Origin of the sequence: Pontibacter mucosus, assembly GCF_003054055.1 — a bacterium.
Classification (GTDB): domain Bacteria; phylum Bacteroidota; class Bacteroidia; order Cytophagales; family Hymenobacteraceae; genus Pontibacter; species Pontibacter mucosus.
This window is the reverse complement of sequence record NZ_QBKI01000013.1, coordinates 16,071-29,056: the sequence shown is the minus strand read 5'-3', so window position 1 is coordinate 29,056 and position 12,986 is coordinate 16,071. Positions and strand designations below refer to the sequence as shown.

11 protein-coding genes are annotated in these 12,986 nt (G+C 48.3%); all 11 read right to left on the bottom strand.

The window, feature by feature from the left end; translation table 11 throughout:
- Positions 1 to 69 precede the first annotated feature (69 nt).
- The gene (locus C8N40_RS20175) at positions 70 to 1,065 is read right to left on the bottom strand and encodes an IS481 family transposase (RefSeq protein WP_108213627.1); all 996 of its coding nucleotides are present in this window, start codon (positions 1,063 to 1,065) and stop codon (positions 70 to 72) included.
- A gap of 433 nt (positions 1,066 to 1,498) precedes the next feature.
- On the bottom strand, positions 1,499 to 2,227 hold the full coding sequence (locus C8N40_RS20170) for a DUF305 domain-containing protein (RefSeq protein ID WP_108213626.1): 729 nt from the start codon (positions 2,225 to 2,227) through the stop codon (positions 1,499 to 1,501).
- Between the two features lie 201 nt (positions 2,228 to 2,428).
- Complete coding sequence (locus C8N40_RS20165; protein ID WP_108213625.1) at positions 2,429 to 2,824, bottom strand: hypothetical protein; 396 nt, start codon at positions 2,822 to 2,824, stop codon at positions 2,429 to 2,431.
- Between the two features lie 27 nt (positions 2,825 to 2,851).
- The gene (locus C8N40_RS20160) at positions 2,852 to 4,996 is read right to left on the bottom strand and encodes a copper-translocating P-type ATPase (RefSeq protein WP_108213624.1); all 2,145 of its coding nucleotides are present in this window, start codon (positions 4,994 to 4,996) and stop codon (positions 2,852 to 2,854) included.
- A 1,173-nt stretch (positions 4,997 to 6,169) separates the two neighbouring features.
- Positions 6,170 to 6,640 (bottom strand): nuclear transport factor 2 family protein, encoded by a 471-nt coding sequence (locus tag C8N40_RS20155; protein WP_108213623.1) that lies wholly within the window; start codon positions 6,638 to 6,640, stop codon positions 6,170 to 6,172.
- Positions 6,641 to 6,977: 337 nt separating this feature from the next.
- Positions 6,978 to 7,685 (bottom strand): DUF2231 domain-containing protein, encoded by a 708-nt coding sequence (locus C8N40_RS20150; protein WP_108213622.1) that lies wholly within the window; start codon positions 7,683 to 7,685, stop codon positions 6,978 to 6,980.
- A gap of 198 nt (positions 7,686 to 7,883) precedes the next feature.
- Positions 7,884 to 8,471, bottom strand: coding sequence for a helix-turn-helix domain-containing protein (locus C8N40_RS20145; RefSeq protein ID WP_108213621.1), 588 nt, complete (start codon positions 8,469 to 8,471; stop codon positions 7,884 to 7,886).
- A gap of 883 nt (positions 8,472 to 9,354) precedes the next feature.
- Complete coding sequence (locus C8N40_RS20135) at positions 9,355 to 10,428, bottom strand: YncE family protein (protein WP_245905202.1); 1,074 nt, start codon at positions 10,426 to 10,428, stop codon at positions 9,355 to 9,357.
- Between the two features lie 2 nt (positions 10,429 to 10,430).
- The gene (locus tag C8N40_RS20130; protein WP_108213618.1) at positions 10,431 to 11,060 is read right to left on the bottom strand and encodes a DUF3347 domain-containing protein; all 630 of its coding nucleotides are present in this window, start codon (positions 11,058 to 11,060) and stop codon (positions 10,431 to 10,433) included.
- Positions 11,061 to 11,171: 111 nt separating this feature from the next.
- Positions 11,172 to 11,636: a hypothetical protein gene (locus C8N40_RS20125; RefSeq protein ID WP_108213617.1), complete on the bottom strand. Its 465-nt coding sequence runs from the start codon at positions 11,634 to 11,636 to the stop codon at positions 11,172 to 11,174.
- 147 nt (positions 11,637 to 11,783) lie between these two features.
- Entirely contained in the window at positions 11,784 to 12,983 is a 1,200-nt protein-coding gene (locus tag C8N40_RS20120; protein WP_108213616.1) for an efflux RND transporter periplasmic adaptor subunit, read from the bottom strand.
- Between the last annotated feature and the right edge of the window lie 3 nt (positions 12,984 to 12,986).

The window sequence follows — 12,986 nt, the reverse complement described above, 5'->3', positions numbered from 1 at the left end:
AGCGGCTCCTTATAATCTATAAAGTGTAGTGGTTCTATAGATCCGCTACAGTTTTAGGCCTGCCAGAATTTAGATATTTCTAATTTTTGGCAGGTTTTCTTTTTTCTTGAATTTGTTGAGCTTTCTCTCCCAACCGAAGTTCTGCTCACGAATTGGTTCTTTGGACGGATCGTACTTTGCCTCTATGTCTTCCCAAAGCGGCGTCAGGGCTGACTTTTCAGTTACCACATCCATGGGCGTTTTGCCCTTCAGAGAGCTATGGGAGCGATACCAGTTATAGTGGAACTGCCATTCCTCCAACTGGTCGTTAAGCTGGGGATCCTTCAGGTTTGCCGTCACGTAGAACTCCTGCAGGTCCGTCTGCTGGCTTCGCTCCACCTTCCCGTTCAGGTGAGGAGAACGCGGCTTAACGGGCCGGAACTTGATGCCGTACTCCCGCAGCTTTTCCTGGAAGGCAAGGCCGAAGAACTCCCGTCCCCTGTCCGTCTGCACGCGCTGCACCGGGAAAGGCATCTGTTCGACCACCCGCTCCAGAAACTGAGCAGAGTTTTTAGCAGTCCTCCTGGAATAGGTATAAAGCACCCGGTAACGGCTGCAGTCATCGATGGCCGTGTATTGGTAGATACCGGTGTCAATCTTACATACATCCATCTGTACCCTTTCCCCCGGTATGTCTTTAGAGTAGCGCTTAAAGTCCTTCTTTTTGCGGTAGCGTTTAAGCAGCTTCATGTTGTACTTCTCCAGCACCCGGGCTACCGTAGAAGGGGAAACTTTGATCTGGTAATGATGCAGCAGGTGAGAGCAGATCCTGATCTTGCCGTAGCGGTGAGTGTCTCGGATGTCCAGGATAAGGTTAACCACCTCGTCGTCCCACTTCTGCCTGGCCAGCCGGTGAGGTCTTCTGGAACGGTCAGCTAGTCCCTCTTCGGGCAGGCGTCTAATCCACCGCTGCAGCGTGGAGCGGGCAATGCCGCAGCGGCGGGCAGCCTTGCTGATGGCCCCCAACTGCTGGTAAACCTTGATCCAGTCTGCTCTGGCTTTCTGCTTCTGTTCCTGCTTTTTCATGGCGATACAGGCAAAAAAATAGCTGTGGATTTATGGATAACTCTGTCGAGTTACCCACAAGTCCACAGCTTCAATAGTAGTAATATTACAAGATTAAATCAATACCCCTAACTGTAGCGCATCTTTTGAACCTTCACATATAAAGGGAGCCGCTCTTCTGCCTGCTAAACTTATAGTTTCTTAACTGTAGGATCTTATAATGGTGATTTTCTTTCAGGAACTTACCTTATGAACTTACACCTTCTATGTACACAGGTTGTCCCTTGTAATAACCTACCACATACAATGCTTAGACTGAGCCTGGGAAAATAGGGGCGCCCACTGTTACATGAGTTAAGGATGCTGCCGCAGACGATGTTGTAATACGGCAAAGGCCACCGCTCTAGAATTACGGTGGCCATCCTTATTCCCTAAGTAATTCTAGAGTTAAAAATTACTGCTTGTTCTGATCAAGCCAATTTCTAAATTCTTGTATTTCTTTTTCCTGTTCATCGATGGTCTTCTGAGCCATTTGTTTCATTTCTTGTGTTTTACCTTGCTTCAGAAATGCTCTTGCCATCTCGTTACCCATTTCGTGGTGGTGTATCATCATTTGGGCAAAGCTGTGATCTGTGTTTGCTCCGCCCATATTGCCCATGTTCTGGTGCATATCGTCCATCATTTTGCTCATTGGCTGCATCATCTGCATGGTAGTGGCAGTGTCTCCTTTGGTGGGTTTGTGTGTTTTCGTAAAGTCCTGAAGCTTCTGGATATCTTCTTTATTCGTTTTCATTGTCTTTTGTGCCATCTCCTTCATTTTGGCGTCAGTGCCATTGGCTATTTCGTCTTCTGCCATGCGGACGGCTCCTTGGTGGTGCATGGTCATCATCTGAGCAAAGTCATAGTCAGGATCTCCTGTCATTTTTGCTTTCATGCCATGCATTTCCTCCATATTCTGGTGCATGTGTCCCATCATACCGCTCATCTCGCCGGTATTCATGTTGTGCTGGGAATGGTCTTCCATTGTCTCTGTGGCTGTAGTTTCGCTCGAAGTCTCTGCCTCATCACTAGCATTGGTACTGCCTTGATTACAGGAGATAGTGAAGAATACTGTCGCTAAAAAGAATATAAATATCTTGAGTTTAGACTCAAGAAGTAAGGTGCAATTATTAGGCTTTTTCATACTCAAATTATTTGGTTAAACATCTTATTGTTACGGCGGCAAAGTAAAGGCGTTGTTGAGGAGGTGGAGGGGTACTAAATATATAACTTTCAACTCATAAAGTATAAAATGGTCAAACCCCTATATCATTACTTATCTATAAGGCAGAATTTTAATTATAATTCCACTTATGTAACAGGTCAGGCTGGGAAGTATCATTAGCTACAGAAGAGGAAGCCATCCAACGTGAATAAGAGGCACCATGGGCATGTCGTCAGTGTAAACCCATTGCTCTACTGCCAGTGCCCAATTATAAAAATACACAGTAATCACACCGCTTGCAAAGCTTAACAGCCCATACTGCCTCAGCTTAACGTATAAAGGCCGGTATGGGCTATGGTTAGACATTGCAAACAGATTGTACAGGAGTAGAAGTACCAGCGCATCTACTATGGACGCAATAAAGCAAATTGAAAAATGCCCAAAGAATCCACTATACTCCTGGTAAAGAGGAGCCTGTGCCTTCTCCCAAATCAAGTTCAGTAAAAATCCTATCATCAGCACAGCACCAGATGGCAAGAGGAGGCTCTTCATGTCGCTCTGATGCTTCCTTTTCATGTGTAGTCTTTCTGCGATGGAATAAGACTACTTTATCTGTCGGCGCAGCAGCTGTGCGTTGATGGCCACGATCACCGTGCTCAAACTCATGAGGGCTGCTCCCACGGCAGGCGACACCATAATGCCCTGGTTGTAGAGCACCCCTGCTGCCAGGGGCAGTGCAATGACGTTATAGCCGGTAGCCCAGATCAGGTTCTGGATCATTTTACGGTACGTGGCTTTGCCGAAAAGGATGAGCGAGGCAATGTCCTGCGGGTTGCTGTTCACCAGAATGATATCGGCAGTTTCGGCGGCGACGTCGGTGCCGGAGCCCACGGCAATCCCCACATCGGCCTGGGCGAGAGCAGGGGCATCGTTCACACCGTCGCCGGTCATGGCCACGAACTCCCCTTGGTTTTGCAACTCCTTTACCTTCTCCTGTTTCTGGTGCGGCAGTACGTTGGCCAGGTAGCCGTCCATCTTCAGTTTGTCGCTTACGCTTTTGGCCACCCGCTCGTTGTCGCCGGTGAGCAGCAGGTTTTTAATACCGTTCTCCTTCAGCACCCGTATGGCCCCGGCCGACTCTTCGCGAATCTGATCGCGCATGGTGATGTAGCCAATCGGCTGGCCCTCCACTAAGGTGTAGACCACCGTTTCTACCCCTTCTTCTGCTTCGCTGGATGGTACGGGTATGTTGAATTCTTTGATGTAGTTTGGCCCCACCACTTTCACGTCACGGCCCTCGACTATACCTTCCAGCCCTTTGCCGGGCAGGTAGTTAAAGGACTGGGAGGGAGGCACGGCTATACCTGCTTCTTTTACTCTCCGGAGTATGCTCTGCGAGATGAAGTGCTCAGAGTTCTGCTCCACGCCAGCCGCCAGCCGCAGCATTTCCCGCTCGTCCATCATATTATCAAATGTTACCACTGAGGCGATTTCGTGGGAGCCCCGGGTGAGGGTGCCGGTCTTGTCGAAGATGATGGTGGTGATAAGGCGGGAGTTTTCAAAGGCGGTGCGGTTGCGGATAAGCAGGCCGTTATTGGCCGAGACAGCCGTGGAGATGGCTACCACCAGCGGCACAGCCAGCCCCAGCGCATGCGGACAGGAAATCACCATCACCGTCACCATCCGCTCTAGGGCAAAGGCAAACTCCTGCCCCAGCAGCAGCCATACCGCCAGCGTGCCAAAGCCGGCAAAGAGGGCAATATAGGTGAGCCACCTGGCGGCGCGGTCAGCCAGACGCTGTGTTTCGGATTTGGTCTTCTGCGCATCCTGCACCAGCTTGATTACCTTGTTGAGATAGCTTTCTTTGCCGGTAAATTCCACCCGCACCCGCAACGCCCCATTGCCGTTAATGGAGCCACCGATCACTTTCTCGCCTTTGGCTTTCTTTACGGGTTTGCTCTCGCCGGTAAGCATACTTTCGTTCAGGTGGCTTTCTCCCTCTTCCACCACGCCATCGGCTGGCACTTTCTCGCCGGGTTTCACCAGTATAAGGTCGCCTTTCTGCAGGTCTTCTATCCGAACCTTAACCGTATCTCCGTCTCGTATCAGCATGGCTTCGGCGGGCATCATGCTCACAAGCAGTTCCAGCGCTTTGGAGGCACCCAGCACCGAGCGCATCTCGATCCAGTGGCCCAGCAGCATGATGACGATCAGGGTGGCCAGCTCCCAGAAAAAATCCATGCCCTCCAGCCCGAAAACGATGGCGGTGCTGTACAGGTAAGCGACTGTGATAGCTACACCGATTAGGGTCATCATACCCGGGGAGCCTTTCTTTACCTCTTCAGTCAGCCCCGTCAGGAAAGGCCAGCCGCCATAAAAGTAGATGATGGAAGAAAGCACAAAAGCGATGTACATGCCATAGGGCACCTCCAGTGTGAAGCCCAGGATGTGCTGCACCATGGGGCTCAGGAGAATGACAGGTACAGAAAGCGCGAGCGAGATCCAGAACCGCTTTTTGAAATCTTCAATCATCATGCGGTGGTGGTCGTGGCCGTGCTCACCGTGCGGTGGGTGACCGGAGGTGTCCTGGTGCATGGCATGCTCGTGCCCGTGCAACGTCTTTTCCTCCAGCCCTTCTGTTATCTGGTCTTTCTGCTGCCGGGCTCCCTTGCGATCAGGTGTGCTGTGGTGCGTGTGATTATGGTGGTTCTGCCTGTTACTATGATTAGCGTGAGGGTCGAGGTTCATAATGATAAGTGACTTTTGTTTAATGAGAATATGCGGTTAAGGCTTGCATTTTAATTTATACTCGTATTAGTGATACTCCGTTTTCAAAGGCTGTCCTATGGCTCAATTTATTTATTATGGTCGACCAAGCAGCATGTAAAGACGCATTAGCGTTTCAAGTAGGTCTTTCGTGATAGTCGCACTGGAGCAGTGGTAGGCCTGTCACTTTTTTAAGCATAGCTGTACACTTCGGTAGTCGGCCTGCTGGCTAATTCAATAATTTAGGTTTGGGGTTTTCGCAAATATGGACAAGCCTGCCACTCATAACAATATGAATGAAGCACGACCGCTAAACTAACTGTTGAAAGTGCCTTTCTATTCTGCACCACAGCAAGAAAGACTAAAGTAGAGGATTGATGGAAATTGAAGATAGATTTAGGCTTTAGAATGAACTTTTGAAAGGTAAAAAAGCCTACATATAATTCTGGTACTTTAACTGCTTACACACCGTTATTACCACACAACTAATGGACTCGTATTTCAGCTTGTCTTGCTTTTGCTGATGTCTGTGGCAGTTGCCCTGCTGCTCTTCCAACCCCAATTGAAGAAGGCAGTTTGGATAGTAGTTTCTACAATACTGACAGGCACAGACCATCTTTAGCCAATACTATAGCGGATTCAGACAGGTGTGGGATAGGCCTTCACATGCTGCACGGCTACTGGGTAACCCCACTGCGGATGGCCTTTCTACCGTACCCAGTACAAATTAGAACTTAATACACTTATCACACCTGGCTGATGGCTTGCCTTTGATCGCCTTTTTACTGAGCCAGTATTTACAGTGGTGCTTAGAAGAATACACCAGAACTCCTTAACGCGAGCAAGTGCACTGGCTCACATAATTCAGAATAAGGAGTTCCTTGCTGCAGATGCAGTTACTTCAAGTGATTTATCCAAACCGCTTTCTCAGCTGGACTACTCTTTAAACTTACTTCTGGTGTGGAAGAAATGAAATAAGTCCCTGCTGTGGTACAGGGACTTATACAATGGAAGAAAGCTATTCGTGTTCGTAACGGAAATGCGCGCACTCAATTATCTTTACTAATTTATAACAAACTACCTAGCCTTCTTGAAGGCCTCTTACTTTTGCTTTGTTTAAGCTAAACAACAGACACAATTACAACGCTTTTAAAATTATTTTGTGTTTCTTGAAGAGTTGTGCAAACTTACAATCTCCCATTTCCCATTGTTCTTTTTAAGCGTAGAGGTAGTCACTCCTTTCTTTTTGATGGTGCTTCCGTCTTTTGCCAACACAATAGTATACATATAAGTCTCCGTTGCAAAGGCATAGGCGCCATCTACTTGCACATCTACTTTGTAGTCACTGTAGGTAAAAGATTTGAATGCATTAAGTTCAGGTGCTAGGTGGTGGTCCAGGTAGTGCGAATAAGTCCCCTCCACGCTGCCTGACTCAAATATTTTAGAGTCCTTTGCGAAGAGATTAGCAGTGTTACAAGCCTCTAAGGCCTCAATGGCTTCTTTGTAAGAACTAAGCACATTTTTTACCTGTTCGGCTTCAGGGCCGTCTGTGATTTGGGCAAATGATTGTTGAAAAAATAGTACCATTACAAGTGCCAAAAGTAGGATAGAAGTTTTACCTCTCATAATTTGAATGTTAAGGTTAAAAAATAGAAAGTTGTTAAATTACATGTTGCCACTGTTGCATTTGTATAAACTACAGTGCAGTGTCAGCTCAAAAAGTTACTATAGCGGGTAACAAGCTGTAAGAGGAACTCTTCTGAGGCGATTTTTTCTTGACACATGGCGGCAATCACAAAAAATTGTTGAGTTAGCGGGAAAAATAAAAAGACTAGGAACTAAGTCTACCTCTGCCGTCACGACGTGTCAAGAAGCAAGAGGCGTCTTAAAGCTTTTAAAGCATTACTTAAGAAGCCTCTTGCTTATGTTGCAGATTAAGCTACGCACTTTTCAAGCCAGCACACTAATGATGATGCTCTTCCAGGTACCTGCCTTGTGGGCCTACGCCCTCAATGTGCACGAGCTGCGCTCCATAGTGCCCTGCCATGGATACGGCATACGCCGATCCAGTTAAAACTAGTGCAGCCACAGCCACACTCCATCGCTTACCCTTAAAAAGGAAGTGGCTCAGAAGCTGCACCACTACGCCGACAGCACCTAAGTACACGGTCCACTCAGCGTACAGATCGTGCTGATCCAGCACCAGTTGGGCATGTGCTGTCAGCCCACTTGTATGGGGATGGTTATAGTTAGCAGCCAGATAAGCAGTGCCAAACCCTATCAAGGTAGCAATGGTGGCAACCCAATTTAGCTCTTTACTCAGGAAACGGATGTTGACAAGCAGTACTGCTGCGGCCACCATAAGCAGCATAATAGGGAAATGCACAATCAGCGGGTGCGTGTTCGGAAAGTCACTGAGTGAGGCATGAACTTCGCTGGGAGTATGCTCATGCGCCTCAGTGTGCTCGGTTGCAGCTGGTGCATGTAGTGGAGCCTCTGCAGTATCTTGTGCTGATTGAGGTGACTGAGCTGTATCAGCAGTTTCTGCCTTTACAACAGTGGCTTCGCTTTTTTTCTTTTCGTGTTTTTCGCCTCCATGTGCATAGGAGATTCTGACAGTGATTACACAGAAAAGCAACATCAATAGAACTAATAAATAGGTGTTTTTCATTATAAAGTATTAGTTAAGGGTTATACAGTAATGAACTGGTACATTTCCACGACACCTAACAACTATACCTATTCTTAAAACCTGCTGCCTACATTGTGTGCAACAAACTTTTAAACACATGTAGATTATCTAATGCGCAACTAAAGTAGTTTTATAGAATTCTGGTGCAGAATTATGCATCAGTGGAGTACTACCGGTTTAATATAGATTGTCAATGGGGTGGCGGTCAGCACCACCTTGGTTTTTGTATTTGTTAAGGGTTGTGCCTGTGACTTCCTTGAACTGCCTTGACAAGTGTTGCAGGCTCTTGTATCCTAGTTTGGTTGCAATCGCACTGAGAGGGAGTTCATCGTAAGTAAGCAATTCCTTGACGCGTTCTACTTTCTGTAACACAATGTACCTGTTTAAGGCCACTCCTTCACATGCTTTGAAAGCGGTACTGATTGTAGAATAGTCTTTACCCAACTTCTCTGCCAGATATGTAGACAAATTAGAGGTAAGGGATGAGATTTCGTCGCTGTAGATTAAGTTTATGACAGCTACTTTGGTACTTTCTACAAGCTCTTCTAGCTTATCGTGTAGCAGCTCAAAACCTTTGCTTGTTATGGCTGCATTTATAGCTGTTTCGTCTATTTCATTACTTTCAGCTATAACAGCCGTACCTAACTCTACCTCCAGTACATGCAGGCGCAACTTTTCCAGTTCCTCCCGCACAACCATAATGCAGCGCGGACACACCATGTTTTTGATGCGAAGCACCCGCTGGTGCTGATTCTCTTCACTCATTTTAAAAAAATAATGTAGGCAACAAGCTGCTTTACCGGCTAAGTATCACCCTACATGATGGACAAACACAACAAATCCGTTACATACTTAAAGAGGCCACAAAAGGCGACTTTAGCAGTAGGCATAGAAGCCCGTCGCATCAAAACAGGAAAAGCGTAGTTCTTCCTGTTTTGATGCGTTCAAGAGCAGTTTGAGCATCAAATTATGAGAGAGTGCAGGAATATCCTGATGTCTGGTATTTTAGGGACAGGGGCATCGGGGGGAGCGTGCGACACCTCGGTAATGTGCCCTTTGTACAGTAGGCTTAGTACCGCTTGATACAAGCTACTTGTAAAGGCAACAGGTGACTTAGCCAGTGACGGCAGCTCTCCGGACGGGGAGGCCTTTACAAAAGGGGCAGATGCCTGCTCTGCGCAGCAACCAGCATCCTGTGTTGGAGAAGCAGGATGCTTTTCCTCGTGGTGTGTGTGCTCATCACCGTGGCTCTTGGATAAAGAGGGGCCGCCATGCGTATGGCTGTGCTCACCATGCCCTGTGCCGTGATGGTGTGCCGCAGTGGAAGTGACAGGTTGAAGCCGCTGCGCTAGGTGCGGCAGGTCGCAAACCAGCTGAACGAGATACAGGTTCACGAAGACTGTCAGGAGCAACAATCCTAGTAAACTTATTTTCTTGTTATGTCTGGTTCTTATCATGAAACAAAACCGCTGTATTACAGTGCTTTATATTAATAATAGCACAAATATATAAAAAAACAATAAAGTGCCGGTTTATCCTGTTGTTTAGGAAGAACAAGCCTCAGGTGAGGCTGACGACATCCCTCACCCGCCTACCCATAACTGACTAACGTCACAGTCAGGTAAGGGTGAGCAAATTGACAGATGAATTATTGCTTTAGGACTATACCGTTAGGCATCCTGCCGACTGCAACTTCCTTTACCTTCGTGTAGGTTGCAGCATCCAGCACTGTTACCGTGTGAGCACCTTGATTGGTGACATAGGCCAAGCTTCTGTCTTTGTTGAAGGCAATGGCATGAGCATCGCTACCGGTTGGCACCTCCGCCTTCTTAGTCCAGGCACCTCCGCTGCGCTGGTAAATAACTACTTTACCGCTTGTCGCATTGCTCACCCACAGTTCACCCGATTTGTCCTGAAAGGCAACATAGCCTGGTTTAAAGCCAAGTGTAAGCGTCTCTGTTATTGAAGCACTGGACACATCTATAACGCTTACAGTCTGCGACGTCTCATTGTCCACGTACATCTTACCGTTTGTGGCAGGCCATGCTCCTACCGGATCCTCACCTACAGGTAGGGTCGCTGTAACAGACTTTGTAGTGGGTTCTATGACCGAGACCGTCGCTGCTCCTGTGTTGGCCACAAAAGCCGCAGCACCATCTACTGAGAAGGTGACCTCTGAGGGACTTTTACCTACAGCGATGGTGTTTTTTACAGCCCAATCAGCAGTATTATAAACAACTACTGTCCCAGAGTTATCATCCGATTGCCCAATCCACAGCTCAGTCCCATTCGCATTGAAGGCGGCATTGTGGGGCATCTTCGGCAAATCTAAAGTTCTAAGCGCCAAGCCTGTAATTGCATCAAGAATAACAACTTTAAAACTGCTGTTAGCTCCATGCCCAACACCGTGTCCACCGCTCAAGTCTGTGGAGGTAACAGCCACGGCCAGTTTGGTCTTGTCGGGGCTGAGCGAAACGTGATGGGGCGCAACAGCATCCTTGAGTTTTATAGTCTCCACTACTTGATTGTCCGCTAACTTAATAACAGATAGACTGTTGTCCTGCCCGTTCACCACAAAAGCCGCCGGGTAGTTTATATTGAGGGGCATTTCCATCTCATCATGGTCCATCTCCTTGTTGCAGGCCCCGAGCCCGGCAACAAGTGCCAAACCCCAAATAAATAAATTACAGGCTTTCATAAGAGTATCGGTCTTTATAAACATATTTAATTTATTGATTCTTCTGTGCTGCCGCACTTGAGCATCTGCTCGCCAAAATAGGGGTTTCGGATCTCCTGATTGGAGCTCATCCAGTAAGCACCCTGGTCGTTGTTGGCCATCGGGCAGTACTGGTAGTACAACGTCTGACCAGAAGCACCGAATGCTTTCGTCAGGGCAAAAGTAGCTTCAGAAAGCAACTCCAATTGGCCACGCTGTGCAGCCAGGTCTGTAGATTCTGCCATTTTAGAAGCGCTTTGTTTTACCTCACCCAGTCTTTCTTCAGCAAAGGATTTCTGTTCACCCTGCAGTGCAGATACATCTACTTTATCAGCGGCTGCCAATACGGCTTTGGCGTCAGCCTGTGCTTTAGCAGCGTCAGAAGCAACCAGGTTATCTTTCAGTTTAAGATAGCTTTCTACTACTGCGGCAATTTGCTCTTTAACAGGGCCAGCTACCGAAGTATAATCTGGTACCTCCACGACTACTTTACCTTCAGCCCGCATGTTGTCGCCATGGGCCATACCTTCGTGGTGCTCGTGGTTTTCGGTTTCGGCAGTAGTTTCTTTCTTACCTTCTGAGCAGGAGGTAAACATGAATGCTGCCAGAGCAGCGGCTACAAGGGTTCTTTTCATCATTGGTTTCAATAGTTATAGGTTATAGTTTTAATTTGAATTCAATTGGTTGTAAAGCAGGATAGAAAAAATGGGTAAGACATTACACCTGCTCTGCGCTATACTTCCGCTTTATTACTGCTTGTACTTCTTATAGTTCTCTTCAGAAGCAAAGTATAATACATCGCCATTGGTGCTGCCCGGCTTCAGGGCGATAAAAGCCTTAGACTTATCTACTTCCTGGCCTGTTACCGGATCAGTTGCGTAACGTACCTGGCGTTCATTTTGGATTGTTTTAACACACATTTCGCAGCAGCCATAGTACATCTTGTCTTCAAAGGCTACCGGGAACTGCTTTTTGCCCATGTAGGCATTGTTCACCATGCACACCAGGTCTTTTGGAAGGCCGTCTTTGGTCATCAGGTCTGCAGGAGCTGCTGGTGTAGCGGTAGCAGCCACGTGGCTTCTGTGACCGCCAGCCGGTGCTTCTGCAGTAGTTTCAATGGCCCTACTTGCCTCTGCATGAGGTGCCTTTTCTGAAGTACAGGAGGCCAATGTAAAGGTGCCAAACACAACCATATAAAATAGGTTCTTTTTCATCACGTAGGATATTAATTTGTAATTTGTTCAAGTATAACAAATCCCAGTGCCAGCAGGATGACCAGGTACAGGATCCATTTTGACCATGTGTTTCTTTTTTTGGGCGGCTGTTCATCGCCGGTTCTGCAACATTCCTTCATCGTATACTTAGTGCTGATGTCCTGCCATCGGGTCAGCGCCCTTTTTAAGTACAAACTCGCTGTACAACAGGTAGGCTCCGCTCACCACAACCTTGTCGTTTTCCTGCAAGCCCGAAAGTATGGCCACGCTGTCGGCGCTCTCTACGCCCAGTTTTACCATTTGGGCTTTGAAGGTATCCTTTCCCGACTGCACCCACACATGGCTGCCTTTGCTGTCCCGGATCACCGCATCGGTTGGCAGCGTAAGGGCGCCGCCGCTCGGGTTGCGCAGGATAACGCTTGCCTGCATGCCCGGCAGGTACAGCTGGTTGGGGTTAGGCAGTTCGGCGCGAAGGACGGCCACCTGGCTGGCTGCCTTCAGCTCCGGACTGATGAAGGTCACGGTTGCGGTGACGGGCGATTGATTGAAGCCCTCGACCGCGACTTTCAGCGCGTCGCCTTCCTTTACCCGCTCAAGCTCCTGCGGATACAGCTCGGCTTCTACCCAGATTTTGTCGAGCTTGCCCAGGCGGTAAAGCACCCCGCCCTCTGCCACGTACTGGCCTTCGGCTGCGGCTACTTCGGTTACCACACCGCCAACGGGAGCTACAAAAGTGATACGCGGGCTCACCTGCCCCGAGCTGGCCAGACGCTGGATCTGTGCCTCTGTCAGGCCGTAAAGCAGGAGCTTCTTTTTGGCAGCCTCCAGAAAGGAAGCGAAGCGAGGCGCTTCTTTCCCCAGTTCCTGATTTTGCCGAAGCGCCAGCAGGTATTCGCGCTGCAGCGTCAGCAGCTCTTCCGAGTAAAGCTCGTACAAGGGCTGTCCCTTGCGGATGGGCTGGCCGCTTTCTTTCAGGTATAGTTTCTCAATTCGGCCGGCGGCACGGCTGCTCACCACATCGGTCTGCGTTTCGTCGAGCACCAGTTTGCCGGTAAGGATAGCGTTGCTTCCTACCGAACCGAACTTGACACGCTTGGTCTGGATGTTGCCCAGGGCAATCTGGCTTTGGCTCAGCATCAGTTCCCCATTTTCCTTACCCGTTTGTGACACTGGCACCAGGTCCATAAAGCAGATAGGGCAGGTGCCGGGCTTGTTCTGAACGATCTGCGGGTGCATCGGGCAGGTATAGGTTGCTGATTCGCCATCAGCATGCGTTTTTTCTTCCACCGAACAGGCAGCTACAAGTATAGCTGTCAGCAGGAAGAGTATGTTCAAATATCGTCTCATGGT